The organism is Variovorax sp. 278MFTsu5.1, assembly GCF_048305045.1.
Classification (GTDB): domain Bacteria; phylum Pseudomonadota; class Gammaproteobacteria; order Burkholderiales; family Burkholderiaceae_C; genus Variovorax; species Variovorax guangxiensis.
Map to the genome: position 1 here is coordinate 777483 of NZ_CP157622.1, position 26168 is coordinate 803650.

General features: G+C 68.2%; 20 protein-coding genes. All 20 read left to right on the top strand.

Annotated elements, in window-relative coordinates; all coding sequences use genetic code 11:
• Positions 1 to 34 precede the first annotated feature (34 nt).
• The 20 genes from ABL844_RS03400 (at position 35) to tagH (ending at position 26140) form a co-directional block, all read left to right on the top strand.
• Entirely contained in the window at positions 35 to 592 is a 558-nt protein-coding gene (locus ABL844_RS03400; RefSeq protein ID WP_126025723.1) for a type VI secretion system tube protein Hcp, read from the top strand.
• A 37-nt stretch (positions 593 to 629) separates the two neighbouring features.
• Positions 630 to 1469, top strand: coding sequence for a type VI secretion system accessory protein TagJ (locus ABL844_RS03405; protein ID WP_418130484.1), 840 nt, complete (start codon positions 630 to 632; stop codon positions 1467 to 1469).
• Complete coding sequence (gene tssE, locus ABL844_RS03410) at positions 1462 to 1977, top strand: type VI secretion system baseplate subunit TssE (RefSeq protein ID WP_126025725.1); 516 nt, start codon at positions 1462 to 1464, stop codon at positions 1975 to 1977. Before ABL844_RS03405 ends, tssE begins: the two co-directional genes overlap by 8 nt.
• Positions 1978 to 1984: 7 nt before the next feature.
• On the top strand, positions 1985 to 3877 hold the full coding sequence (gene tssF / locus ABL844_RS03415; protein WP_418130485.1) for a type VI secretion system baseplate subunit TssF: 1893 nt from the start codon (positions 1985 to 1987) through the stop codon (positions 3875 to 3877).
• Positions 3874 to 4989, top strand: a complete 1116-nt coding sequence (gene tssG / locus ABL844_RS03420; protein WP_418130486.1) for a type VI secretion system baseplate subunit TssG — start codon at positions 3874 to 3876, stop codon at positions 4987 to 4989. The genes tssF and tssG overlap by 4 nt, the downstream gene beginning before the upstream one ends.
• A complete protein-coding gene (gene tssH / locus ABL844_RS03425) occupies positions 4986 to 7700 on the top strand; it encodes a type VI secretion system ATPase TssH (RefSeq protein ID WP_418130487.1) in 2715 nt (904 codons plus the stop codon). Before tssG ends, tssH begins: the two co-directional genes overlap by 4 nt.
• 151 nt (positions 7701 to 7851) lie before the next feature.
• Positions 7852 to 10902: a type VI secretion system Vgr family protein gene (locus ABL844_RS03430; protein WP_418130488.1), complete on the top strand. Its 3051-nt coding sequence runs from the start codon at positions 7852 to 7854 to the stop codon at positions 10900 to 10902.
• Positions 10903 to 10921: 19 nt separating this feature from the next.
• A complete protein-coding gene (locus tag ABL844_RS03435) occupies positions 10922 to 13516 on the top strand; it encodes a DUF2169 family type VI secretion system accessory protein (RefSeq protein ID WP_418130489.1) in 2595 nt (864 codons plus the stop codon).
• Positions 13513 to 14565 (top strand): pentapeptide repeat-containing protein, encoded by a 1053-nt coding sequence (locus ABL844_RS03440; RefSeq protein WP_418130490.1) that lies wholly within the window; start codon positions 13513 to 13515, stop codon positions 14563 to 14565. Before ABL844_RS03435 ends, ABL844_RS03440 begins: the two co-directional genes overlap by 4 nt.
• A gap of 27 nt (positions 14566 to 14592) precedes the next feature.
• A complete protein-coding gene (locus tag ABL844_RS03445) occupies positions 14593 to 15237 on the top strand; it encodes a DUF3540 domain-containing protein (protein WP_184639915.1) in 645 nt (214 codons plus the stop codon).
• 21 nt (positions 15238 to 15258) lie between these two features.
• Positions 15259 to 15654 (top strand): DUF4150 domain-containing protein, encoded by a 396-nt coding sequence (locus ABL844_RS03450; protein WP_126025731.1) that lies wholly within the window; start codon positions 15259 to 15261, stop codon positions 15652 to 15654.
• Between the two features lie 69 nt (positions 15655 to 15723).
• A complete protein-coding gene (locus ABL844_RS03455; protein ID WP_418130491.1) occupies positions 15724 to 18102 on the top strand; it encodes a type VI secretion system Vgr family protein in 2379 nt (792 codons plus the stop codon).
• 18 nt (positions 18103 to 18120) lie between these two features.
• On the top strand, positions 18121 to 18612 hold the full coding sequence (locus ABL844_RS03460) for a DUF6484 domain-containing protein (RefSeq protein WP_184639910.1): 492 nt from the start codon (positions 18121 to 18123) through the stop codon (positions 18610 to 18612).
• Between the two features lie 20 nt (positions 18613 to 18632).
• Positions 18633 to 19724, top strand: coding sequence for a DUF2169 family type VI secretion system accessory protein (locus ABL844_RS03465; RefSeq protein ID WP_184639908.1), 1092 nt, complete (start codon positions 18633 to 18635; stop codon positions 19722 to 19724).
• Between the two features lie 2 nt (positions 19725 to 19726).
• Positions 19727 to 20779, top strand: a complete 1053-nt coding sequence (locus ABL844_RS03470) for a hypothetical protein (RefSeq protein WP_418130492.1) — start codon at positions 19727 to 19729, stop codon at positions 20777 to 20779.
• 1 nt (position 20780) lies between these two features.
• A complete protein-coding gene (locus ABL844_RS03475) occupies positions 20781 to 21962 on the top strand; it encodes a PAAR-like domain-containing protein (protein ID WP_184639905.1) in 1182 nt (393 codons plus the stop codon).
• A gap of 29 nt (positions 21963 to 21991) precedes the next feature.
• Positions 21992 to 22918, top strand: a complete 927-nt coding sequence (locus ABL844_RS03480) for a hypothetical protein (protein ID WP_418130493.1) — start codon at positions 21992 to 21994, stop codon at positions 22916 to 22918.
• A gap of 12 nt (positions 22919 to 22930) precedes the next feature.
• Complete coding sequence (locus tag ABL844_RS03485; RefSeq protein WP_418130494.1) at positions 22931 to 24205, top strand: TIGR02270 family protein; 1275 nt, start codon at positions 22931 to 22933, stop codon at positions 24203 to 24205.
• A 13-nt stretch (positions 24206 to 24218) separates the two neighbouring features.
• Positions 24219 to 24386 carry a hypothetical protein gene (locus ABL844_RS03490; RefSeq protein WP_184639903.1) on the top strand — a complete coding sequence of 56 codons (168 nt, stop codon included), beginning with the start codon at positions 24219 to 24221 and terminating at the stop codon, positions 24384 to 24386.
• Positions 24387 to 24475: 89 nt separating this feature from the next.
• Positions 24476 to 26140 carry a type VI secretion system-associated FHA domain protein TagH gene (tagH, locus tag ABL844_RS03495; RefSeq protein ID WP_418130495.1) on the top strand — a complete coding sequence of 555 codons (1665 nt, stop codon included), beginning with the start codon at positions 24476 to 24478 and terminating at the stop codon, positions 26138 to 26140.
• The last annotated feature ends 28 nt before the right edge of the window (positions 26141 to 26168 follow it).

A 26168-nucleotide genomic window follows, 5' to 3' on the forward strand; every position in this document is an offset into this window, starting at 1 on the left:
TTGTTCCTGTTCCATCGATTTCCGGAGGTGAGAAATGGCATTCCTAGACGACGGCTCCTGGAGCCCTGAAGACGCCCGCCAGTTCTACGAACTGATCGGCACCGGCTCGTCCGAGACCGACCTGGTCATGCTGATCGAGAACAAGGGCGCCCCGGTCGAAGGCGAGCTGGAGCGCAGCTTCGACGACGGCAAGGCGCGGCTGAACATCGGCGGCTACTACTGGTCGGTGCAGGTGCCCGAGTCTTCCAGCCAGAACCAGGTGGTGCCCAACAACCTGATCGTCGCGCGCCGCAGCGACGCCGCCACCGCCACCATCGCCAGCCTGCTGCGCGCGCAGGAGAAAGACCTGAAGGTGATGATCAGCGCCTTCAAGTCCGGCGGCGACGAGCGCTCGCCCGATGCGCAGTCGACCTTCGAGCTGGTGCTGGAGAACGCGCGCATCTGCCGGCTGGTGCTGAGCTCGGGCGGCCACTGGGGCGTGCCCTCGGAGCTGATCTCCATCAGCTACCGCACGGTGAAGGTGCGCTCGGCGCCGCAGAAGACCACCGGCCTGCGCGGCGCGGTGCGCGAATGCCAGTTCACGCGCGCATGAGCCGCGCACTCAGTCCAGCCACAAGGAGCCGCACACCATGACCACCGCCGCCGAATTCCTCAAGGCCGCCGACCCCGCTGCAGCCCTCAAGGCCCTGAGCGACGACGTGCGCGCCAGGCCTTCCGACAGCAAGCACCGCGTGTTCATGGCGCAGCTGCTGTGCGTGCTGGGGCAGTGGGAGCGCGCGCTCAACCAGCTCACCGTGGCCGCCGAGCTCGACGCGCTGGCCGTGCCCATGAAGCAGGTCTACGGCGAGGCCGTGCGCTGCGAGGGCCTGCGCGCCGAAGTGTTCGCCGGCACGCGCACGCCGATGATCTTCGGCCAGCCCGACGAATGGCTGGCGCTGCTCATCGAGTCGCTGCTGCGCCAGGGCCGCGGCGAGAGCGAGCTGGCGGAAGACCTGCGCCAGCGCGCCTTCGACGGCGCCCCCGCCATGGGCGGCACCGTCGACGGCAAGCCCTTCGAATGGCTCTCCGACGCCGACATGCGGCTGGGCCCTGTGCTCGAGGCTTTCGTCAACGGCAAGTACTACTGGATTCCGTACGCGCGCCTCGCGCACATCAAGATCGAGCCGCCCGAGGACCTGCGCGACTGCGTATGGATGCCCGCGCACCTGCAGTTCGAGAACGGCGGCGAGACGCTCGCGCTCATTCCCACGCGCTACGAAGGCACCGAGAAGCAGGAAGACGGCGAGCTGCGCCTGGCGCGCAAGACCGAGTGGCGCGAGCTGCGCCCGGAGGTCTGGGCGGGCTTCGGCCAGCGCGTGCTCAGCAGCAGCGACGGCAATGAGTACGCGCTGATGGACGTGCGCGAGATCCTGTTCACGCAGGCCGAAGCCGAGGCGCAGGCGCCGGCCGAAGGTGCCGTCGATGGCTGAGCTCACCGCGCAGGAGCGGCTGCAGCCCTCACTGCTCGACCGCCTCGTCGACAACGCGCCCGACGAGAAGCGCGAGAGCGACGACAAGCGCACGCTGACCAAGCAGGCGCTGCGCCAGGCCGTGCTGCGCGACCTGGGCTGGCTCTTCAACGCCACCGGCTACGGCCTCTCGATGGACGACAGGCAGTACCCCAACGCGGCGCGTTCGGTCATCAACTACGGATTGCCTATGCTGTCTGGCCAGTTCACCTCGTCGGTGCAGCGTGTCAGCATGGAACAGGCTTTGAAGAACGCAATCCTGCAGTTCGAGCCACGCATCCTGTCCCGAACACTCGAAGTCGAACTCATCATGGAGGGCCCGGCACTTGACTCGCACAACAGCATCGGCCTGCAGATCCGCGGCATGCTGTGGGCGCAGCCCGTGCCGCTGGAGTTCCTGATGCGAAGCCGCGTAGACCTGGAAGAGGGCCGCATCGAGATAGTGGACATGGCGCAAAACCCGAGATGAGTCCGCCATGGACCCCAGGCTGCTGAGTCTGTACGAACAGGAACTGCGCTACTTCCGCGAAAGCTCTTCAGAGTTCGCGCGCGCATTTCCAAAGATTGCGCATCGACTTGGCATCGAAGGCCAGGAGGTCGCCGATCCGTACGTGGAGCGGCTCATCGAGGCCACCGCATTCCTCTCGGCGCGCGTGGGCCTGAAGCTCGACGCCGAATACCCGCGCTTCACCGGCCACCTGCTGGACATCGTCTACCCGCACTTCCTCGCGCCGACGCCGGCGATGGTGGTGGTCTCGTTCGCGCCGGATCCTGACGACGCCAACCTCGCCACCGGCCCGAGCCTGCCGCGCGGCAGCGGCCTGCGCGCGCGGCAGGCGGTGGGGCAGAACACGCACTGCGAGTTCCGCACAGCCAGCGCATTGCGCATCTGGCCCATCGAGGTGCAACGCGCGCAGTACTTCACCTACGCGCCCGACCTCCCGCTGAACACGCATCCGCAGTCGCGCGCGATCCGCGGCGGCCTGCGCATCGTGCTGCGCACCACGGCCGGGCTGGACTTCAGCCAGATCGCGCTCGACGACCTCGTGCTGCACTTCGGCGGCGCGGAAGACGTGGCCTGGCAGCTGCACGAATGCGCGCTGGGCCAGCCCATCGGCGTGCTGGTGCGGCCGCTGGGGCCGGGCGGCGCCCTGCAGGGCTCGCCGCGCAGCCTGCCGCCGAGCGCCATCGGTGCGGTCGGCTTCGAGGACGACGAGGCGCTGCTGCCCGTCACCGCCACCGGCTTCTCGGGCTTCAGGCTGCTGCAGGAGTACTTCGCCTTTCCCCAGCGCTTCCAGTTCGTGCGCATCGGCGGGCTGAAGGCGCTGCTGGCCCAGATGCCGGTGGGCGAGGTCGAGATCGTGCTGCTGTTCTCGCGCGGCGACGCGGCCCTCGAAAAGCTCGTGAGCGCCGACAACGTGCTGCTGCACTGCGTGCCCGCGGTGAACCTCTTCAGCAAGCGGCTCGACCGCGTGCCGCTGAATGAGGGCGTGAGCCAGTTCCACCTGGTGCCCGACCGCACGCGGCCGCAGGACTTCGAGGTGCACACCGTCACCGAGGTCATCGGCCACGGCACGCCGGGCGCCGACGCGGCGGCGGCCGAGCAGCCGTTCCGGCCCTTCTACTCGGCCTTCCACGGCAGCCGGATGAGCCATCCGGCCTACTTCACGGTCACGCGCGAGCCGCGCATGCTGTCGGTGCGCCAGCGCACCGAGGGCAACCGCAGCAGCCACATCGGCTCCGAGGTCTACATGCAGATCGTCGATCCGCAGCAGGCGCCGTACGCGGCCACGCTGCGGCAGCTGGCGGTGACCGCGCTGTGCACCAACCGCGACCTGCCCCTCTTGATGCCGCTGGGCCGCGAGAACGACTTCGACTGCGTCGATTCATTCCCCGTGCAGCGCGTGCGCATGGTGCGCGGTCCTTCGCGGCCGGTGTCGCCGGTGGTGAGCCAGGGGCTGGGCTGGCGCGTGGTCGACCATCTCGCGCTCAACTACCTGTCGTTGTCCGACAGCACGCCGGAGCAGGGCGCGGCCGCGCTGCGCGAGACGCTGATGCTCTACGCGGTGCATGCCGACGAGATGCGCCAGGGCCAGGTGCGCGGGCTGCTTTCGGTGAAGTGCAAGCCGGTGGCGCGCCGCCTGCCGCTGAAGGGGCCCATCGCCTTCGGCCGCGGGCTGGAGGTGACGCTGGAAGTCGACAAGGATGCTTTCCACGGCCACAGCAGCTTCCTCTTCGGTGCCGTGCTGGCGCGCTTTCTCTCGCGCCACGTGGAGGTGAACCATTTCGTCGAGACCGTGCTGCGCATCGCGGGCAAGGGCGAGACCATGCGCTGGAGGCCGCTGTGCGGGACGCGGCAGATCCTGTGACCGGCAACCTGGCCAGCGCTGCCCGCGCGCCCGAGCAGGGCGCGGGCACCGCGCAGGCCCGCGTCGATGCCGCGCTGCGCGGCTGGTCGGCCCAGCCCTGGGCCTTCGACTACTTCGCGGTGATGCGCCGGCTGGAGTCGGTCGCGAAGACCACGCCGCGCTGGGGCCGCGCGCTGCTGCCCGGTGCCGAGCCGGTGCGCGTGGGGCAGGAGCCTTCGCTCTCGTTCGCGCCCGCGAGCTTCAGCCGCTTCGAGCCCGCCACCGTGCATTCGCCGCCGCGCCTGCGCCAGCAGTTCTTCGGCTACATCGGACCCAACGGGCCGCTGCCGGTGCACCTGAGCGACTTCATCCGCGAGCGCAGCCTGAACCACGGCGACCCGACCTGGCTGGCCTTTCTCGACAGTTTTTCGCACCGCTTCTCGCTGCACTTCTACCGCGCGTGGGCGCAGTCGCGTCCGGCCGTGGCGCTGGACCGGCCGGGCGAGGACCGCTTCCGCCTGCAGATCGGCGCGCTGGTGGGCATCGGCGCGCCGGGCCGCGTGGAGCGCGACGAGATCCATGACGACGCGCGGCTGCACTTCTCGGGCTGGCTCGCGCGCCGCGTGCACAACGTGGAGAGCGTGGAGTCGGTGCTGTGCTGCTACTTCGGCGTGCCGGTGAGGCTGGAGCGCTGGGTCGGCCACTGGATGAGCCTGCCCGCCGGCGAAGTCACGCGGCTGGGGCAGGGCGAGAGCTCGCGTTCCATGGGCATGGGCGCCATGCTCGGCACCCGGGCGTGGGACCGCCAGCACCGCGTGCGCCTGCATCTAGGCCCGCTCACGCTCGAGCAGTACCGCATGTTCCTGCCCATCGGCGATGCGCGCCCCGTGCTGCAGCGCTGGATGCAGCAACTGCTCGGCGACGAGCTCGAGTGGGACGCAGAACTCGTGCTCGAGAAGGCGCAGGTGCCGCTCACGCGACTTGGCGACGCGAAGGGCAGCGCGCCCCGCCTCGGCTGGGTGTCGTGGCTCGGCCAGCGCCCGCGCTCGCGCGACGCGGCCGACGTGCGCATCGGCAGCCAGTCTTTCAACAAGCCCACCTTCATTCGTTCTGAGATACGGAGTCCCTCATGAGTGAAATCAGCCGCACCGCCCTTTTCGGCAAGCTCAACTCGCTGGCCTACAAGGCCATCGAAGGCGCCACCGTGTTCTGCAAGATGCGGGGCAATCCGTACGTGGAGCTGGAGCACTGGTTCGCGCAGCTGCTGCAGGCGCAGGACTCCGACCTGCACCGCGTGATCCAGCACTACGGTCTCGACGTGTCGGTCATCGCCAAGGACATGACCGCCGCGCTCGACCGCCTGCCGCGCGGCGCCACCGCCATCAGCGACTTCTCGCCGCACATCGAGAACGCCATCGAGCGCGCATGGACCTACGCCACGTTGCAGTTCGGCGAGGCGCAGGTGCGTACCGGCTACCTGCTGGTGGGCATGCTGAAGACGCAGAGCCTGCGCAACCCGCTGTTCGGCCTGTCGAAGCAGTTCGAGAAAGTGAAGGTCGAGGACCTGGCCGACAACTTCGCGAAGATCTGCGATGCCTCGCCCGAGGCGCAGATGCGCGCGCAGGACGGCACCGGCTTGGGGCAAGGCGCGCCCGGCGAGGACTCCGGCGCGATGGCGCCGGCCGCCATGGGCAAGGGCGACGCTCTCAAGAAGTTCGCGGTCGACCTCACCGAGAAGGCGAAGAAGGGCGAGATGGACCCGGTGACGGGCCGCGACGAGGAGATCCGCCAGATCGTCGACATCCTCATGCGCCGCCGCCAGAACAACCCGCTGCTCACCGGGGAGGCGGGCGTCGGCAAGACGGCCGTGGTCGAGGGCTTCGCGCAGCGCCTGGCGCGCGGCGACGTGCCGCCGCAGCTGAAGGACGTGAAGCTGCTCACGCTGGACATCGGCCTGCTGCAGGCCGGCGCGAGCATGAAGGGCGAGTTCGAGCAGCGCCTGCGCCAGGTGATCGACGAGGTGCAGAGCTCGCCCACGCCCATCATCCTTTTCATCGACGAGATCCACACGCTGGTGGGGGCGGGCGGCGCGGCCGGCACCGGCGACGCGGCCAACCTGCTGAAGCCCGCACTCGCGCGCGGCAACCTGCGCACCATCGGCGCCACCACCTGGGCCGAGTACAAGAAGTACATCGAGAAGGACCCGGCGCTCACCCGCCGCTTCCAGGTGGTGCAGGTGCCGGAGCCCGACGAGACCAAGGCCATCCTCATGCTGCGCGGCGTGGCCAGCGTGCTCGAGAAGCACCACCGCGTGCAGTTGCTCGACGAGGCCATCGAGGCGGCCGTGAAGCTGAGCCATCGCTACATTCCCGCGCGTCAGCTGCCCGACAAGGCCGTGAGCCTGCTCGACACCGCCTGCGCGCGCGTGGCCGTGTCGCAGCACGCGACGCCGCCCGAGGTGGAAGACTGCATGCGCCGCATCGAGGGGCTGACGGTGGAGCAGGAGATCATCGGGCGCGAAGAGGCCATCGGCATCGACGTGACCAGGCGCGCCGCGCAGGTGGCCGCGCTGCTGGCCGAATCGAAGGTGCAGCTCGATGCGCTCAACGCGCGCTGGCAGGAAGAGAAGGGGCTGGTCGACCGGCTGCTGGAGCTGCGAAGCAAGCTGCGCGCGGGCAACAAGCCGGTGGATACGCCCGCTGCCGCCAATGCCGATGCGACCGCACCCGCTGCCGCCGCCGAAGCCGCACCCGACCGTGCCGCGCTGCTGGCCGAACTGCACGAGCTGCAGGCGAAGATCCATGCGGTGCAGGGCGAGTCGCCGCTGATCCTGCCTTCGGTCGACGAGCAGGCCGTGGCCTCGGTGGTCGCCGACTGGACCGGCATTCCCGTCGGCCGCATGGTCAAGAACGAGGTGGAGGCGGTGCTCAAGCTCGCCGACACGCTCAACCAGCGCGTGATCGGACAGAAGCACGGCCTGGAGATGATCGCGCGGCGCATCCAGACCTCGCGCGCGCGTCTGGACAACCCGCAGAAGCCCATCGGCGTGTTCATGCTGTGCGGCACCTCCGGCGTGGGCAAGACCGAGACCGCGCTCGCGCTGGCCGAGGCGCTGTACGGCGGCGAGCAGAACATCATCACCATCAACATGAGCGAGTTCCAGGAGGCGCACACCGTCTCCACGCTCAAGGGCGCGCCTCCGGGCTACGTGGGCTACGGCGAGGGCGGCATCCTGACCGAGGCGGTGCGTCGCCGCCCGTACAGCGTGGTGCTGCTCGACGAGGTGGAGAAGGCCCACCCCGACGTGCACGAGATCTTCTTCCAGGTCTTCGACAAGGGCTGGATGGAAGACGGCGAGGGCCGGATGATCGACTTCAAGAACACCATCATCCTGCTGACCACCAACGCCGGCAGCGAGCTGGTGATGAGCATGTGCCGCGACCCCGAGCTGCTGCCCGACCCCAACGCGCTGGCCGATGCGCTGAAGGCGCCGCTGATGAAGGTGTTCCCGCCCGCGCTGCTGGGCCGCATCGTCACCATTCCCTACTACCCGCTGTCGCCCGAGATGATGAAGAAGATCGTGCGGCTGCAGCTGGGCCGCATCAAGAAGCGCGTGGAAACCAACCACGGCGTGCCTTTCGAGTACAGCGACGCGGTGGTCGACCAGGTGGTCGCGCGCTGCCAAGACCCGGAGTCGGGCGGGCGCGTGATCGACGCGATCCTGACCAACACCGTGCTGCCGACGATCTCGGTCGAGTACCTGCAGCGGCTGGCCTCGGGCGGTGAGATCCGCCGGGTCGCGCTCGACGTGAAGGACGCGGACTTCACCTACGCCTTCGATTGACATGACACACACCCCCAGTCTTCGCGCACTTCGTGTCGCTTCGCCAACCCCCTTGCAGGGGGCAACGCCTGCGGCCCGGCAAAGCCGGTTCCGCGGCGTTTCGCGAACGGGCCGCGACGACTGACGCCGCATTGACGCAAGAGACCAAGAAATGGCCGACAACGAGTTCCGCATCGAGAGCGATTCACCCGCCAAGGACGACCTGATGTTCTGGCGCATCGTGGGGCACGAGGCGCTGGCGCGCCCGTCGGCCTACGAGCTCACGGTGATCTCGACGAACAAGGCCATCGACGCCAAGGACATCCTCGGGCATGCCTTCGACGTGGTGATCGGATTCAAGGACGCCGATGGCGCAACGCACGAGCGCCACTGCCAGGGCCATGCGGTGCGCTTCGTGCGCGCGGGCCACATGGGGCGGCACTACGAATACCGCATCACCCTGCGCTCGTGGTTCTGGCTGCTCACCAAGCGCGCCAACTCCCGCATCCTGCAGGAGAAGAAGGTGCTCGAAGTGCTCGACGCGGTGTTCGAGGACAGCCCCATCAAGCGCTTCAAGAAGACCAAGGCCGACAACGTGGTCGGCACGCACAACCCGCGCCGCTACTGCGTGCAGCACCAGGAAAGCGACTACAGCTTTCTCTCGCGCCTGCTGGAGGACGAGGGCATCTACTACTGGTTCGACGCGCACGACGCGCCCGGCACCATGCATCTTTCGGACGCCAGCGACATGGCGCACGAGAAGCTGCCGGCGGCCGACACCCTGCGCCACATGGCCGTCAACGCCGCCGAACCGCGCTTCAACGAGATCTCGCGCTGGGTGAGCGGACGCCAGTTCGACACCGGCAAGCACGCCTCGCGCGACAGCGACTTCAAGGCCATCAAGAAGAAACTGGGCGCCGACATCGATGCGTCGGACGACCACGAGCTCGCGAGCCTGGAGCTCTTCGAGTTTCCTGGCGGCTACTTCAGCGGCGACGACGCCGAGACCCGCGCCAAGCTGCGCGGCGACGAGCTCAACGCGCGCCGCGACCGCCACTGGGCAGTGACGCCGTGGCCCGACGTCACGGCCGGGCGCGGCTTCAAGTACGAAGGCGACACCGACGGCACGCGCAACGGCGACTACGTGATCGCGGCCTGCACCTTCGTCGCGAGCCATCGCGGCTACGAGGGCGTCAGCGGCAACACCCTGGCGCAGCCCGTGCATGCCGCGCTGGCCGACGTGCTGCGCGACGACGCGGTGAACGCCGACACGCTGCCGGTGCTCGAAGAGATCATCGCGGCCACGCCCGCGCTCTCGGCCGCGCAGACCGGCAGCAGCATCTTCCTGCTCACCGTGATGCCGGTCGAGCGCCTGTTCCGCACGCCCCGCCTCACGCCACGCGTGACCATGCCGGGCCCGCAGACCGCCATCGTCGTCGGCCCCAAGGGCGACGAGCTGCACGTGGACGACCACGGCCGCGTGAAGGTGCACTTCCACTGGGACCGCTACGACGAGAGCAACGAGAAGTCGACCTGCTGGATCCGCGTGTCGCAGCCCTGGGGCGGCAAGGGCTGGGGCGGCTACTTCATTCCGCGCATCGGCCAGGAGGTGATCGTCGACTTCCTCAACGGCGACCCCGACCGGCCCATCATCATGGGCCGCGTCTACAACGACGACCAGCCCATTCCCTACAAGTCGCCGACGCAGAGCGGCTTCAAGACCCGCTCCACGCCCGGCGGCGGCTCTTCGAACTACAACGAGATCATGTTCGAGGACAAGAAGGGCGAGGAAAAGATCAACATCCACGCCGAACTCGACATGAGCCGCAGCGTGGAGCGCGACGACTCCACCACCATCGACCGCGACCAGAGCGTGACCGTCAAGCGCGACCAGACCAACCACGTGGACCGCGACCGCAAGAGCACGGTGACGCGCAACGACACCAACATGGTGGTGGTCGACCAGAAGAACACGGTCAAGGGGAAGCAGAACAACCAGGTGGTGGGCGACCGCACCACTTTTGTCGACAGCAACGACAAGACCATGGTGACCGGCACCAGCCTGAGCGACGTGACCGGTGCGCGCACCGACACCTCGCGCGCGGGCGAGACCCGCAACGTGATCGGCAACCAGACCATCACCGTCAGCGGCAACGTCACCTACAAGGCCGCGAAGATGAGCTTCGAGGCCGGGCACATCGACTGGATGGTGACGGGGTCGAGTTCGAAGTACATCACGGTGCCTACCGGGCCGCTGCACCTGATGGCCAACAAGATCAAGCTGATGAGCAACACCGGCATCGAGATGATGGCGGTGGGCAGCATCGACGCGACCTCGGTCGGCTCCAACACGACCATCCTGGGGCCGAACACCAGCGGCTACATCGGCACCAACAGCGAAGCCAACCTGGGCATAGCGCGCTCGACCTTCATGGGCATGAGCATCGACAACGCGCTGGCCATTGCCATCTCCAACTTCGGGGGCGTGGCGATCGATACCGCGCTGGGTGTCAAGCTGTCGTCTGGTGTTGCGCCGGAGATCCAGGCGTTTCCGATCGACGTGGAGCAGGCTGCGCTGCATACCTTCACGCCGGGCGCGGGTGCCGGTGGCGCGGGCGGCGCGGCTATCGCCGGTGCGCTGGGAGCAGTCGCGGGCCTGGCCAGCGCGGACGCGGATATTGCCGCGACGCTGAAGCAGTACGCGGACGCCGCCAATGCGCTGGACAACGCCGCCAATGAAGCCGATGCCGCGCACCTGCCCGGGCTTGCTGGCCGCTTGCGCTCTCTCGGTGCGATCACGCGCAACCGTCGCATGGAAGGTGTGATCGGCAGCATTCCGGTGGTCGGTGCTGTCGCCATCGCTGGCGGCGAACTGATCGTCGGCGCCTTGGGCGCCGCCGGTGTCGGCACAGGCGGCGAACGCCTGGCGGCTGACGAATCGGTCAATGCGGACGGTTCCGCCGCACCGCCCCCGCCTCCGCCGGCTCCACCCGCGCCGCCGCCTGCGCCCGGGGTGGGCGCGCCCGCGGAGCCGACACAGGAGTGGAGCCCGACGCCCCCGGCGCCGCCCCCTGCGCCGCGGCCGCCGCCACCACCGCCGCCACCGCCGCCGCCACCGCCGCCGCCGCCGCCGCCGCCACCGCCGCCGCCGCCGCCGCCGCCGCCGCCGCCGTCATCCGATCCGCTGGACGGAGGGGTGCCGCCGAACGACGACTGGGAATAGGGATCGGCGCCAAGCGACCATGCAAGTCCTCAAACCCCAGGCGCTCGGCCTGTCGACGCGCCCCATCGAATTCCGCAAGCGCTTCGGGCTCAGCATCAGCGCTTGCCTGCACCTGCCGTTCGCACAGGGCGAGCGCGGAACGCTGTGGGCGGAGCAGTCGATGTGGTCCTTCCTCGGGAAGGAAATGGCGCAACCCCTTATCGACGAGGGCGTGGCCAAGCTCACGCCGGAGTTCCTGGTGCATGGCAAGGCCTTCCCGCCGCCGGACCGCACTGACGGTTGCGCCGTGCGGGCCCGGTTCGGCACGCAGGAGAAAACCCTGCTGGTGCTCGGGGACCGCTACTGGGATGGCTCTAACCCGAGCAAGGCCCGGCCTTTCCCGGAGATGCCACTGGACTGGTCCAGGGCCTACGGCGGCGCGGACTTTCCCCTCAACCCAGGCGGGCGGGGCAGGCAGAAGATCGATGGCGTGGCATGGCTGCCGAACATCGAACTGCCTCATGACCGCCTGCTGCGCCCCGACCAGGCCATCGCGCCGGCCGGCATGGGGGCGCTGGACGTGATGCACCCGCAGCGCGTGCAATACCGCGGCACCTACGACGCCGACTACCTGAAGCAGCATGCGGCGGGGTTCGCGCCCGACACCGACTGGCGCTACTTCAACCTGGCGCCGCCCGACCAGTGGATGGGTGCGGCGCTCACCGGCGACGAGCCGTTCTCATTCGAGAACATGCACCCGCACAAGCGCCTGATCGAAGGCCGCCTGCCGGGCATGCGGGCGCGCGTGTTCGTCGGCTACAGGATGGCCGTGGGCGAGCCCAAGGTGCGGGAGGTGCCGCTGCGGCTGACCACCGTGTGGTTCTTCCCGCATGCCGAACGCTGCATCGCGATCTTCCAGGGGCTAGCCGAGGTCGGCACCGACGACGGCTCCGACGTGGTCAGCCTCATGGGCGCGGTCGAGCGCATCGGAGAAATCCGCTCCGACGCGCACTATCTCGACGCCGCAGCGAAGCGGGCCGACCCGAAGCTGGGCCCGATCTATGCCATCGTCGACAGCGACCTGCTCCCGGAAGGCGTGAGCACCGCCGATCCGGACGTGGAGGCCGCGAAGGCGCCCTTCGGAACCGAGGGCCTGCAGGGCGAAGCCCAGCGGCGTCGCGCCGAGATGGATGTGGCGTTCGCGCGCGAGAAGGCCATCGCCATGGGCAAGGACCCGGATGCGCTGGGAATCCGCATGCCGCCGCGGGAGAAGGTTCCGGTCGGCGACGAGCTTCCGCCCTACCTGGAGAAGAAGATGAAGGAGGCCGAGGCTCAGCGGTGGGCGGCGGTCGAGGATGCGGTCACGGTCGTCGAGCGGGCGCTGGCGATGTCGCAGGAGCAGAAGATCGATCTCGCCAAACTGCAGCACCGCGGTCCGCCGAAGTACGACCCCGACAGGCACATGGCGGAAATGCAGGCACAGGCGGCCGTGGGAACGCGGCCTGTCAACCTGGCGCCGATCTACCCGAAGCTGTGCCAGATCGAGGACGCGCATCGCGCCGGCTATCTGCAGTCCGCACACATGCAGCCGCCAGCCTTCCCGATGCCGGCGCGCGAGGCCGCGAAGCTGCGCGGCGAGATGGCGCGTGCCAGCGCGGCGGGCATCAAGTTCTTCGTGGGCATTGATCTCACCGGCGCCGATCTCTCGGGCCTCGACCTTCGGGAGGTGAACCTGGAAGGCGCGTGGCTGGAAAGCGCGAACCTGGCCAATACCAATCTCTCCGGCGCCAACCTGACGGGCGCGGTGCTGGCGCATGCGAACCTGGAAGGCGCGATCGCCATCGGCGCGAAATTCGCCAGGGCCAATCTCGGCAAGGCGCGGCTGGCTCGCGGCGTCTTCGACGACGCCGACTTCAGCGGGGCGACGCTCATGTACTGCGCGTTCGCCGGCACCCAGATGCGACGCGCGAAATTCGCCAAGGCGAATCTGCTGCAGACCACATGGGGCGATGCCGACTGGGCCGGTGCAGACCTGAGCGGGCAGGTCTTCCACAAGCTGGACCTCAAGGGCATGCGGTGGCCGGAGGCGAACCTGTCCGTCTGCAACTTCATCGAGTCCGACCTCTCGGGCGTCGACATGCATGCGGCGAAGATCGAGAACGCGACCTTCGTGACCAGTAAGCTCGACGGCGCGAAGCTGATGGCGGCGCGCTGCGCAGGCACCGTGGCGGTCAAGGGAAGCAGCCTGGCCGGTGCGGACATGAGCCAGGCCGACCTGCGCAACTTCAATTTCGGTGCCTCCGATGCGCGGGAGGCCAGGCTGATCCGTGCGGTGCTCGATGGCGCCAACCTCTGCGAAGCCCGGCTCGAAGGCGCGGACCTGCGGCTCGCCAGTGCCAAGGGCGTCCTGATGCGCAAGGCCGTCTGCTCGAACGCGCTGCTGTCGGGCGTGAACTTCAGCGACGCGATCTTCCAGTCGGCGGACCTGCGGGGGGCCGACCTGCGGCGCAGCAATCTCTTCGGTGCCGACCTCGGACGGGTGCGGCTCGACGGTTCGACGAACTTCGACGGGGCGTTGCTCAGGCGGGCGCGCACCTGGCCCCGGCTCACCCCGGAACAGCAGGCGGCGGCATGAGCCCGAACCTCCTGTCCATTGCAATCAGCGTCGGCGAGGCGCTGGAAGGCCTCGACCTGCACAAGGGACGCTACGCAGGCCTTGCGCTCGGCGGCGGGATCTTCTCGCGAGTCAATTTCGCCGAAGCGGATTTCCGGGGGACCGATCTGCGCGAAGCCGTATTCGACTGCTGCGACCTGCGCGGCGCCATCGCATCCGGCGCCAATCTCCGCAAGGCCGTCTTCAACCGCTGCAAGCTCGATCACGTGGACCTGCGCGAGGCCAACCTGCACGGCGCCGTGTTCACGGAGTGCGACCTGACGCATGCGCAGATGGCGCAGTCGGCGATGACGATGGCCACCGTCACTCGCTGCAGGCTGGACCATGCCGTGCTGCGCGGCGTGCCGCTCGACTCCGCGGTGATCAGCCAGTCGGTACTGCTCGACGTCTGCGCCGACGACACCAGCTGGCAATACACCACCGTCAACGAATGCGATCTCTCGCACCTGACGTGGGCCGGCGCGCGCATGCTGCGCAACGTGTTCTTCAAGACCTCGCTCAAGGGCATGTCGTTCGCCGGGCTGGAGCTGAACGGCTGCCAGTTCTCGTCCGCCGACCTGAGCGGCGCCGACTTCAGCGGCGTCACGCTGCAGCAGTGCAACTTCCAGGGCGCGACGCTCGATGGCGCGAAGTTCGTGAAGGCCGTCGCGCCGTCGGCGATCTTCTGTGCAGCCAGCGGCAAGGCTGCAGACTTCTCTGGCGCAAGGCTGCGTCAGGCGCTTTTCACTGGTGCCATCCTGCCGCAGGCCAGCTTCGCAGGCTGCGACCTGTACCAGACCCATTTCGCGGGCGCGAAAGTACAAGGCGCCAACTTCACCGGCGCCGAGCTGACCTACGCCGACTTCCGCCACGCCGACCTCACCACGGCCGACCTGCGCCGCGCCACCATGGTGCGCACCGTGCTGCATGCCGCCGTCACCGAAAACGCCCAGATGACCGACCGCGCGCGTGCGCTCGAGACCGACTCGGAGCTGTCCGAATCGGAGCGCTGGCAGCCGCTGGTCGCCTGACACGACGAACACAGAGGAACCGCCATCATGAACAACGAAACGACGACGCTGACGAAGGCGCGCACCGGCAGGAAGAGCCAGGCCGCGAAGGCCATTCCCGGCGAATGGTGCGTGGGCATTCTCGGCACCGATGCCAAAGGCCGACAGGTCGTTGCCAGCGGCGACCTGAAACTGCGCGCACGCCGCGCGGCGAGCTGCCTGCTCGAGCCCGCGGCCGGCGACAGCGTGGCCTGCCTGCGCATCGCGCCCGACGAGGTCTGGATCATGGCCGTGCTGCAGCGCGAGGAAGGCACGGCCAACGTCGTGAGCTGCGAGGGGGGCACCGGCATGCGCATCGCTGCCGAGGGTGGACGCATCGAACTGGCTGCCGAAGAACTCGACGTCGCCACCCAGCGCACGCGCCTTGCCACCGACACCGCCGACGTCGTCGGCCGCCAGCTCAGCGTGGTCGGCACCAGCCTCAAGCTCGTGGGCTCGGTGCTGTCGTCGGTGATGGACCGGGTGCAGCACTTCAGCAGGCACTACCTGCGCACCACCGATGGCATCGACCGCGTGGCGGCCACGCACGTCGAGTGCGAGGCAAAGCAGCTGATGCGGATCGAAGGCGAACACACGCTGGTCAACGGCCGCGAGCTGGTGAAGGCGCGCGGCGCGCAGATCCATTTCGGCTGAGGCGACGGGGGAGACGAAAAAATGTTCGCCAACTGCCAGCTGATGGGCACGGACATGGGCTTTCCCGATGTCTGCATCACGCCCGCCGCGCCGTCGCCCATTCCGGTGCCGTACCCGAACATCGCCATGGGCCCCATGGCGATTCCGAACTGCCCCACGATCCTCATCATGGGCGGCCCGGCCCACAACCTCGGCACCACCATTCCGATGACCAACGGCGACAACTCCGGCGTGCTGCTGGGCGTGGCCTCGGGAACGGTGATGGGGCCGAGCCGGCACCTCACGGGGGCCTTCACCGTCCTGATGATGGGCATGCCTGCGTCGCGGCTGACCAGCGTGTCGCTGCAGAACAGCACCAATTGCCCGGGCGTGCGCACCGTGCCGAGCCAGCCGCTGGTGTTGCTGCTGGCGCCGTAGAGCGCATCGCAGATGCCTAGGTGGCGCGGAAAGAGCGCCGCTCGTACAGAACAAGGGGAGTAGCCATTCATGGCAGACCAGGAGTTCCGCATCGAGAGCGACTCGCCCGTGAAGGACGAGCTCATGTTCTGGCGCATCGTGGGTCACGAGGCACTGGCGCGCCCGTCGACATACGAACTCACGGTGCTGTCGGAGAACAAGGCCATCGATGCGAAGGACATCCTGGGGCGCGCCTTCGACGTCGTCATCGGCTTCGAGGACGCAGATGGGGGCAGCCATGAACGCCATTGCCAGGGCCACGCGGTGCGCTTCGTGCGCGCGGGCCATGCGGGGCGCTACTTCGAATACCGCTTCACCCTGCGCTCGTGGTTCTGGCTGCTCACCAAGCGCAGCAATTCGCGCATCCATCAGGAAAAGCCCGTGCTCGACGTGCTCGATGCGGTGTTCGAGGACAGCCCGATCAAGCGCTTCAAGAAGACCCGCACCGACAACGTGGTCGGCACCCACAAGCCGCGCCGCTACTGCGTGCAGCACCAGGAAAGCGACTATCAGTTCCTATCGCGCCTGTTGGAAGACGAAGGTATCTATTACTGGTTCGACGCGCACGATGCGCCGGGCACCATGCACATGTCGGACGCGAGCGACATGGCACACGACAAGCTGCCGGCCGCGGACACCCTGCGCTACGTGTCGAGCGACGCCGCCGAAGCGCGCTTCAACGAGATCTCGCGCTGGGTGAGCGAGCGGCAGTTCGACACCGGCAAGTACGCATCGACCGACAGCGACTTCAAGGCGATCAAGAAGAAGCTGGAGGCCGCCGGCGGCACGCCCGACAAGCACGAGCTGGCCGAGTTCGAGGCCTTCGAGTTCGCGGGTGGGTACTTCAACGGTGGCGATGCCGACGACAAGGGCAAGCTGCGCGGCGAGGAGATCGGCGCGCGCCGCCAGCGCCACTGGGCGCTCACGCCCTGGCCCGACGTTGCGGCAGGCCGCAGCTTCAAGTTGGAGAACGACCCTGACGGCACGCGCGACAGCGACTACGTGATCGCCGCCTGCACCTTCGTCGCCAGCCACCCGGGCTACGAAGGCGCGGACATCGAGGAGCCACCGGCCCCGCCGACACGGCTTCTGAGAGAAGCTCTCGCGGACGACGCCGTGCTGGCCGACACCTTGCCGGCCTTCGAGGCGGTCGCCGCCCGGATGCCGTCGCTCGATGCGAGCCGCCCGGGCGCAAGCGCTTTCCTGTTGACGGTGTTTCCGGTCGACATGCCTTTCCATCCGCCGCGGCTGACACCGCGCGTGGTCATGCCGGGCCCGCAATCGGCCATTGTCGTCGGGCCCTCGGGCGAGGAGATCCACGCCGACGACTTCGGCCGCGTGAAGGTGCACTTCCACTGGGACCGCTACGACAAGAGCAACGAGAAGTCGACCTGCTGGGTGCGCGTGTCGCAGCCCTGGGCGGGCAAGGGCTGGGGCGGCTACTTCTGCCCGCGCATCGGCCAGGAGGTGATCGTCGACTTCCTCAACGGCGACCCCGACCGCCCGCTGATCGTGGGCCGCGTCTACAACGACGACCAGCCCATTCCCTTCGGAACCCACACCCAGAGCGGCTTTCGCACGCGCTCCACGCCCAAGGGCAGCGCGGCCAACTGCAACGAATTCCGCTTCGAGGACAAGAAGGGATCGGAGCAGGTGTACCTGCACGCCGAGAAGAACCAGGACATCGAGGTCGAGAACGACGAGACGCACTGGGTGGGCCACGACCGCGCCAAGACCATCGACCACGACGAGACCACGCACGTGAAGCACGACCGCACCGAGACGGTCGACAACAACGAGACCATCACCGTGCACGGCCAGCGCACCGAGACGGTGGACAAGAACGAGACCATCACCATCCACCAGAACCGCACCGAGACGGTGGACCTGAACGAGACGATCTCCATCGGCCAGAACCGCACCATCACGGTGGGCGCGAGCGAGACGGCCACCGTGGCGCTGCAGCGCACGCACACGGTGGGCATCAACGAGACCATCACCGTGGGCGCGGCGCAGGAGATCACGGTGGGAGCGATGCAGGCGGTGACGGTGGGGGCGAGCCAGACGATCAGCGTGGGGGCGAATCAGTCGAGCAGCATCGGGGCCAATCGGTCGGTCGATGTGGGCGCGAACCTGTCGACGAACGTGGGGGCGGATGAATCACGCAGCGTGAGTTCGGGCCGGACCACCAGCGTGGGCAAGGACGATTCGCTCTCGGTGGGCAAGAACCTGGTGATCGACGCGGGCGATTCCATCTCCATCACCACGGGCAGCGCAAGCATCACGATGAAGAAGGACGGGACCATCGTGATCAAGGGCAAGGACATCACGATCGATGCCTCCGGAAAGATCAACGCGAAGGCGAGCAGCGACATCGTGATGAAGGGTTCGAAGATTCTGCAGAACTGATTCACTACGGAGATGACCATGAGCGGCAGAGATCTGATCGAGGCACAACTTGCGGCGGACACGGGCATACAGCCGTGGCACGCCGTCGTCACGGGCGAACTCGCGGCCCTCGCCGACGACGGGGGAACGCCGCTCGTCGTCTTCGAGGGCCAGCCGGGCACAGCGGCCCTGCGCGCGCGCAGCGTCGTGGACCTGCACGGCGCGCACATCGGGCGCGGCGTGGTGCTGATGTTCGAGCGAGCCGATCCGTCGAGGCCGATCGTCATGGGCGTGTTGTGCGGCGGGCCGAAGGGGTGGCCAGAGGCGCTGGTCGCGGCGCCGGCGCAGGTGGAGGTCGACGCTGACGGTGAGCGCCTGCTGGTCAGCGCGCGCAGCCAGATGGTGCTGCGCTGCGGAAAGGCGAGCATCACGCTGACGCGCGCCGGCAAGGTGCTGATCCAGGGCAGCTACGTGTCGAGTCGCTCCGCCGGCGTGAACCGCGTCAAGGGCGGCTCGGTGCAGCTGAATTGAGGCGCGGACGGCACGAAGGCATGGAGATCATCAACGCCACCCGCATGGTCGCGGGCTTCAACATGGCCCAGGCGCCTGATGGCCGGGAGATGCTGGTCGTGGTCGTCAAGGGCACTTTCCGGCTGCCGGCGCCTGACGAACCAGTGGGGAGCTTCTCGTTGCATGACGAGCAGTTGCCGCTCGCGATGGCCGATACCTTCACCGGGGAACCGGGTTACTCGGCGCCTGTGTACGAGGCTGATTTCGCGCCGCGCAAGCCGCGCTGCGACATCCTGCTGCTCGGCAGTGCCCATGCGCCCCGAGGCAGTCCCGCCGCGCGTGTCGAGGTGGGCGTGCGGGTCGGCACCTGGCAGAAGACGATGGCCGTCGTGGGGCCACGGCGCTGGGAGCGCGGTCTTTCCGGTCTTTCCGTCACGCCGCCGGAGGCGTTCGTGTGCCAGCCGATCTCCTACGACGTCGCGTTCGGGGGCACCGACCGACGTCATGAAGATCCTTCGCAGCACTCCACCTTCATGCCGAACCCGGTGGGCCGGGGCTTTCATCGTCACGCCGGGGCCGCGTGGATCGAAGGTGCACAACTGCCGGCCACGGAGGAAATCGACAACCCTGTTCGCGATCCTGGCGATGCCTATCGCCCGATGGCATTCGGGCCCGTCGGCAGGGGATGGGAGCCGCGGCTGCAACTGGCGGGCACCTACGACGAAGCCTGGCTCGCGAACACCTTTCCTTTCTTGCCCTCCGATTTCGACCCGCGGTACTTCCAGGCTGCGCCGACGGACCAGCAACTACCGGTTGCCGCTTTCGAGGCCGGCCCCGTCGAGGTGATGCTCGCCAACCTGACGCCCGAAGGCCTGACTCGCTTCACCATCCCGCACCTGGTCGCGCCGGTCATCGTGTTTCCACGCCGTGGCGAGCGCGAGGACTTCACCGCGACGCTCGATACGGTCGTGATCGAACCCGATGCGGGGCGTTTCAGCCTGGCGTGGCGCATGGTCCGTCCGCTGAAGAAGAATATCTTCGAGATATCGCAGGTGCTGGTTGGCAGGCAGGGGCGAGCATGGTGGCAGCGGCGAGACGCCACCACGTTCCCCATTCCGGTGGTAGCGGCATAGCCATGTCTCCGATTGCGATCGTCGACGCGGGACTTGTTACGAGCGTCGGTCTGTCCGCCGAGGCGACCTGCGCTGCGATTCGAGCCAGCGTGACAAATCCGACCGAGACGCGCTTCGTCGGCGGCGATGGCAAATGGCTGCTGGCGCAGCAGGTGCCGATGCCTGAGCCCTGGCGTGGCCGAGCGCGCCTCGTCGAGATGGCGTCGATGGCTGCGGCGCAGGTGCTCGCGCCGCGCATGCAGGTGGCCTCGCAAGCCCTTCAAGCACCGCTGCCCCTGCTGCTGTGCGTAGCCGAGCAGGACAGGCCCGGTCGTCTGGAGGGGCTGGACGACGCGCTGTTCGCGGAGCTGGAAGTGGTGCTGGGCGTGCCGCTCCATCCCTTGTTGTCGGGCGTGGTTCCGCAGGGGCGAGTCGGTGTCGCGCTGGCCCTGGCGCAGGCGCACCGGTTGATGGCCGCGCGTGAGGCATCGCAGGTGCTGATCGTGGCGGTGGACAGTCTGCTTGTCTCTGCCACGCTCGACGCCTATGGCGCGAAAGACCGATTGCTGGGTGACGCCAATTCGAACGGTTTCGTGCCGGGCGAGGCTGCGGGAGCGCTGCTGGTCGCCGCGCCAGCGGCCCGGCACGACTGGCCCATACCTCAGATCGCCTGCCTGGGGATCGGCTATGGCAACGAGCCCGCGTCGATCGACACGGATCTGCCGCTGCGAGGCGAGGGCCTGATGCAGGCGATGAAGGGTGCTCTGGACATGGCGGGCCTCGCGATGGCGCAGGTCGGCTACCGTATCGCCACCCTGAACGGCGAGCAGTACGGGTTCAAGGAGTTCGATTTGGCGACCAGCCGCCTGTTGCGCGGCCGGCACGAGTTCATGGACCTGTGGCATCCGGCGGATTGCGTGGGCGAAGTCGGTGCGGCACAGCTGGCGGTCTGCATGGCGATGGCGCTCGCGGCCGCGCGCAAGGGCTTCGCGCCGGGTGATCCCGTGTTGATTGCCGCGAGTAACGACGACGGACGCCGCGTGGCGATGGTGGTCAGCGCGCAGGGAGACGCGTGACATGTCGAACCAGGTCTATGCCAACAACCAGGAGGTCGCGTGCAAGGCGGGTGCGGGCAAGTCCATCTGCGCGTTTCCCGACGTGTGCTTCACACCACCCGAGAACCCCGCGACGCCACCCGGTGTACCGGTGCCTTACCCGAACACGGGCATGGACTCGGACACCACCGACGGCAGCCGCACGGTGCAGGTCAACGGGCAGGAGGTCATGCTCAAGAACAAGAGCTACTTCAAGCAGAGCATGGGCGATGAAGCGGGGTGCGCAGCCAAGAAGGGCGTGGTCACCTCGGTGAACCGTGGCAAGGTCTACTTCATCGCGTGGTCCATGGATGTGAAGTTTGAGGGCGAGAACGTCGTGCGCAATCTGGACATGACGACGCACAACCATGCCTCGCCCACCTCCAACACGCCGCCGCAGATCTTTGCGGCGCGCATGGCCATGGCGAAAGGTCTCAAGTCCTGCAACGACGAGAAGCAGGCGGTGGCCGACAACTGCCCCGATGGCTCGGATCCGAACGAGACCTGCCCGGACCACGAGAAGGCGAAGAACGCGGAGGCCGCGCGCAAGCGGGTCAAGGACGACCGCGGCAAGGACGACCCGCAATGGAAGCGCTTCAACACCATCGCGGACCAGGAATGGAACAACTATGCCGAGGCCGTGAAGAAGAATGACTGCCAGAAGGCACTGCGCTGCTTCCTGTCACCCTATGACCCGAGCAAGTGCTGCAAGGGACAGACGCCCCATCATGTCGTCGACGCGGCGTCGTTCCTGAAAGGGCCGGAGTTTCCGAAGCAGCCGCGCAACGAACAGCCGCGCGAGACGGGCTGGGCAAAGTACGACGTGGATGCTGCGCCTTGCATCTGCGTGGAGGGCCCCAACCAGACCACCGCCACGCACGGCGAGATGCACACGCGACAGGGGGTGGTCGCCGCGACCCATCCGAGCGGCAAGTGGACACTGACGGAGGCCACCTCCGCGGGCGTAGCCGCCGTGCAGAAGACCTTCCCCGAATCCAACTGCTCGCCCGGCTGCCTGGAAGCGCAGCTCAACCGCTATCACGAGAACGCGCAGACGACAGCGGACCGGCGCCAGATCAACGCGAACGTCGAGATGACCTCGGACGTGGCCGAGAGAAACCGCATCGCCGCGGAGATGGGCGTCCCGTCCGTCTCGACGCGCTGACGCACGCATGACCAGCTAGGAGCCTGAAGATGCTGACCGACATTGCGCAACTCGATACCGCCCGCCTGGCGATCAGCACAGGCTGCGTGCGGTATGCGGACCTTGCCTACCTTGTGGTGACCGATCGGAAGCTGGCCAAGGAAAAAGTGCCGCACTCGACCATCCTGTCCATCGACGGCGGCAAGGTCGGCGGCATCGACCTGCACTGGGCGGTAGCCTCCGTTGCGATATGCCATCAGCCGCAGGAGCGCCTGATCGCGGTGGGACAGTGGGGGCAGGTGCGTGTGCTGGGCGGGGGCGAAAACGCCGAAGAGCCACCGATCCACGACGGCAAGCTCGATCCTTCGCATCGAGGCCCGTTGCGCGAGGTGCGCGCCGTGGCGCGGGGGCGGGCCTATGCGGTGGGTACCGGGCGGCAGTGCTATCTGCGCGAGGGCCCGGGCCACTGGCGCTGCATCGACGCGACGGCGCAGGCCGCCGACGGCAAGCCGCTCACCGACAAGTCGTTCGAATCGATTGACGGATTTTCGGACCAGGAGGTATATGCCGTCGGCTGGGACGGCGAAATCTGGGGCTGGAACGGAACCCGCTGGCAGCAGTTCCAAAGCCCCACCAACGTGGCATTGCACAAGGTGATCTGCGCACCCGACGGCCATGTCTATGCATGCGGAAAGATGGGCGTCGTGGTGAAGGGGCGGGGCACGAACTGGGAGATCGTCGAGCACACGGTCACCGAGGAAACTTTCTGGGGCATGGCGGCATTCGAGGATCGCATCTATCTGTCGACCACCCACCTCCTGTATGTGATCGATGCACGGGGATTGCAGCCGTTCCAGCCTGCGGAAGACCCGCCCACGAGCTGTTACCACTTGAGCGCGGCCGACGGCGTGATGTGGTCGATCGGCTTCACCGAGGTCTTCGAGATGGCCGCGCATCGCTGGACGCGACTGTTCTGAACGGCCGACGCGATGCACATGCCGTCCGCGACACCGATTCCCGTCGTTGTGCAGCAGCATGCGGATGAGAGTGCCGTGCTGGCCCAGATCCGGCTGTCGCTGTCGAGCGCGCCGCATGTCAGGCTGCATCATCTGCGCCGTCTCGACGAACGCCTTGCAGCGCATCTCGACGGCCTGGTGGTCGCGGGCGGCCATGGAGTGCGATGCGTGGAGGCTGCACTCGCCGAGCCTGGTGTCGGTGCGGTCTTTGCCACGACCTGGCTCGCCATCGCCCACAGTGCGACAGACGTCCTGGCAAGGTTGTTCGCATTAGCCGAGGCTGAGCCGTCCGTGCAGCCCGGCGTGGCGGGCGCCTTCGGCTGGACGTCGGGCGCGTCGCTTCGGGGTCTGGTTGCGCAGCTGCAGGCGTCGCCGCGCACATTCGCGCGTCGCATCGGCATTGCGGCTTGCGAAGCGCACGGCGTGGACCCCGGCGAGGCACTGGCCGTGGCCATCGCCTGCGGCGAGGATGCCGCGCTGCGTGCCCAGGGGCTGGGTGCCGCCGGCCGTTGTGCACGCACTGATCTGCTCGGCGAATGCCTGGCGGCGCTCGGGGATCCGGACGATCGATGCCGCTTCCAGGCGGCTCGCACGGCCCTGTGGCTGGGCGACCGGCATGCCGCGGTAGAAGCGCTGGGCGGCATCGCGTGCATGCCCGGCCCGGATCTCGATGCCGCAGTGGCGGCGCTCTTCAAATGGATCGAGCCCGGCCAGGCGGCACCGGTCCTGAAGGCGTTGCTCGATAGCCCCGATACCCTGCGCCAGGCCATGCGCGCGGCGGGCGTTCTGGGTGACCCGCAGGCCGTACCCTGGCTGATTCGCCAGATGGACGACCCTGTGCTGTCGCGCCTGGCGGGCGAATCCTTCAGTCTGATCACGGGAGCCGATCTCGCGGCGCTGGATCTTGAGCGCGCGCCGGTCGCGGGCACATTCGCCGGAGCCGACGATGAAGCGGCGCACGAAGATGTCGAGATGGACGAGGACGAAGGCCTGCCCTGGCCCGACCCTGAGCGGGTGCAACGCTGGTGGTCGCGCAACGCGGAAGGCTTCGTGCCCGGTGCGCGCTACTTCATGGGCGCGCCACCATCGTGGACGCATTGCGTCCAGGTACTACGCAGCGGCTTCCAGCGGCAGCGCATCGCCGCGGCCGAGTACCTGTGCCTTCTGCATCCGGGAACCCGGCTTTTTCCCACGGGCGCGCCGGCCTGGCGCCAGCGCCGGTGGCTCGACCACCTGGCACCTGCCTGAACACGCCTCCGCCATGGCTGCAGCCTTCATCCTGGCCGTGCTGGCCATCGTGTTCTTCGCCGCGGCCGCGGTGCGGTATATGAGAAGGGGCGGCGCGAAGGACCCCGCCACCCGCACCTGGCTCCTCATCGCCGCCATCTTCACAACCGTAGCAGCCTGGCTGCAATGGCATACCTCTTAAGGCGAGATTGCCAACATGTCCCACGGAATGAATACTCCTTGCGAGTTTGTTCGGGTGCATTCAGGCACAGAGCCTTCGGGGGCCGATTCATGATCCATATCGCTGTCATCACCCGGCAAGGCGCTCCGGCGGGGCAGTCCATCTCTGCGGACTTCGGCCCCAACGGCGGCACCATCGGCCGGGCCGATACCAACACGCTGGTGCTCGACGATCCCGACCGCACGGTCTCGCGCGTGCATGCGCAGGTGCTGTGCCGCGACGGGCAGTACTTCGTCATCGACCGGGGCAGCAACCCGATGCAGTGCAACGGCGTGTCGCTGGGCTCGGGCAAGGAGGCGGCGCTGACCGATGGCGCGCGGCTGGTGGTCGGGAGCTTCGAGCTCACGGTGCGCGCGACGGCCGCCGCCGCGCCGCCGCCTTCGCTGGCCATTCCCAACACGGTGATCGGGGCGCCCGCGGGCGCGCCTGCCGCTGCCGCGTCGTCGAGCGACGATCCCTTCGCCGACCTGCTCGCGGGCCTCGCTCCTGCGCCGGCACCGGCTGTGCCCGCAGTGGCGGCTCCCGCGGCCGCGCTGCCCGATTCGCTGCTCTTTCCCGACCCGATGGAAAGCGGCTCGCGCAACGTGCAAGCCGCGCAGGTCGATCCTTTCGCGAATCTGCTCGGGCCCACGCCTTCGTCGACGCCGGCGGCCGGCCTCGGGGCGCTCGATGATTTCTCCGACCTCGGTGCGCCGCCCGCGCATGGCAAGGCGGCGAACATCGACGAGCTTTTCGGCGGCGTGGGCGGTGGCGGCGGCATCGGCGGCGATCCGCTCGCGCTGTCGCCGCTGGCCGATCCGCTGCTGCAGCCGAACACCGCATCGAACGCCGATCCGCTGGCGGCCCTGCAGCAGGCGGCGCCGGCCACGCCCGTGCCGCGGCCGGACCATCTGCCGATCGACCAGTTCGGCTTCACTCCGCCCAAGGCCGTCGAGCCGCCAAAGCCGCCCGCCCCGGTGCCCGTGCCTGCACCGTCGCCGGCACAGTTCGACGACATGACCGGCCAGCCGATCCGCATCAGCGGGCCGGAAGGCTCGGGCAGGCCGCTGGAACCGCTGCGGCCTCCGGCGCCGGCGCCGGTTCCACGCCCCGCCGCACCCGCACCGGAGCGCATGGCCAGCGACGACGAATTGCTCGCCGCCTTCCTGCGCGGCCTCGCGAGCACGCACCAGCCGCCCGAGATGCTCACGCCGGGCCTGATGGAGCGCATCGGCTCGATGCTGCGCAGCGCCACCGAGGGCACGCTGCAGCTGCTGCTCACGCGCCAGGAGTTCAAGCGCGAGGTGCGCGCCGAGGTCACGATGATCGCGGCGCAGGCCAACAACCCGCTGAAGTTCTCGCCCACGGTCGAGGTGGCGCTGGCGCACCTGCTGGGCCCCGGCGTGCGCGGCTTCATGCCGCCCGAGGCCGCGATGCGCGATGCCTTCAATGACCTGCGCGCCCACCAGTTCGGCGTGATGGTGGGCATGCGCGCCGCGCTGGCCCATGTCATCGCGCGCTTCGAGCCTGCGGAGCTGGAGAAGAAGATCAGTGCGAAGACGGCACTCGACGCGCTCTTCAGCGCCAACCGCAAGGCCAAGCTGTGGGACCAGTTCGTGTCGCTCTACGGCGGCATCGCGAGCGAGGCGGAGGACGACTTCCACAGCCTCTTCGGCAAGGCCTTCCTCGAGGCCTACGAGGAGCAGATGGCGCGCCTGAAGTCCGACGGTCAGTAGGTAGAAGAGCCGGAACAGGAAGAACGAC

Coding starts and splice junctions, on each gene's coding strand:
- ABL844_RS03400 (WP_126025723.1), top strand. CDS start 35: ATGGCATTCCTAGACGACGGCTCCTGGAGCCCTGAAGACGCCCGCCAG.
- ABL844_RS03405 (WP_418130484.1), top strand. CDS start 630: ATGACCACCGCCGCCGAATTCCTCAAGGCCGCCGACCCCGCTGCAGCC.
- tssE (WP_126025725.1), top strand. CDS start 1,462: ATGGCTGAGCTCACCGCGCAGGAGCGGCTGCAGCCCTCACTGCTCGAC.
- tssF (WP_418130485.1), top strand. CDS start 1,985: ATGGACCCCAGGCTGCTGAGTCTGTACGAACAGGAACTGCGCTACTTC.
- tssH (WP_418130487.1), top strand. CDS start 4,986: ATGAGTGAAATCAGCCGCACCGCCCTTTTCGGCAAGCTCAACTCGCTG.
- ABL844_RS03430 (WP_418130488.1), top strand. CDS start 7,852: ATGGCCGACAACGAGTTCCGCATCGAGAGCGATTCACCCGCCAAGGAC.
- ABL844_RS03435 (WP_418130489.1), top strand. CDS start 10,922: ATGCAAGTCCTCAAACCCCAGGCGCTCGGCCTGTCGACGCGCCCCATC.
- ABL844_RS03440 (WP_418130490.1), top strand. CDS start 13,513: ATGAGCCCGAACCTCCTGTCCATTGCAATCAGCGTCGGCGAGGCGCTG.
- ABL844_RS03445 (WP_184639915.1), top strand. CDS start 14,593: ATGAACAACGAAACGACGACGCTGACGAAGGCGCGCACCGGCAGGAAG.
- ABL844_RS03450 (WP_126025731.1), top strand. CDS start 15,259: ATGTTCGCCAACTGCCAGCTGATGGGCACGGACATGGGCTTTCCCGAT.
- ABL844_RS03455 (WP_418130491.1), top strand. CDS start 15,724: ATGGCAGACCAGGAGTTCCGCATCGAGAGCGACTCGCCCGTGAAGGAC.
- ABL844_RS03460 (WP_184639910.1), top strand. CDS start 18,121: ATGAGCGGCAGAGATCTGATCGAGGCACAACTTGCGGCGGACACGGGC.
- ABL844_RS03465 (WP_184639908.1), top strand. CDS start 18,633: ATGGAGATCATCAACGCCACCCGCATGGTCGCGGGCTTCAACATGGCC.
- ABL844_RS03470 (WP_418130492.1), top strand. CDS start 19,727: ATGTCTCCGATTGCGATCGTCGACGCGGGACTTGTTACGAGCGTCGGT.
- ABL844_RS03475 (WP_184639905.1), top strand. CDS start 20,781: ATGTCGAACCAGGTCTATGCCAACAACCAGGAGGTCGCGTGCAAGGCG.
- ABL844_RS03480 (WP_418130493.1), top strand. CDS start 21,992: ATGCTGACCGACATTGCGCAACTCGATACCGCCCGCCTGGCGATCAGC.
- ABL844_RS03485 (WP_418130494.1), top strand. CDS start 22,931: ATGCACATGCCGTCCGCGACACCGATTCCCGTCGTTGTGCAGCAGCAT.
- ABL844_RS03490 (WP_184639903.1), top strand. CDS start 24,219: ATGGCTGCAGCCTTCATCCTGGCCGTGCTGGCCATCGTGTTCTTCGCC.
- tagH (WP_418130495.1), top strand. CDS start 24,476: ATGATCCATATCGCTGTCATCACCCGGCAAGGCGCTCCGGCGGGGCAG.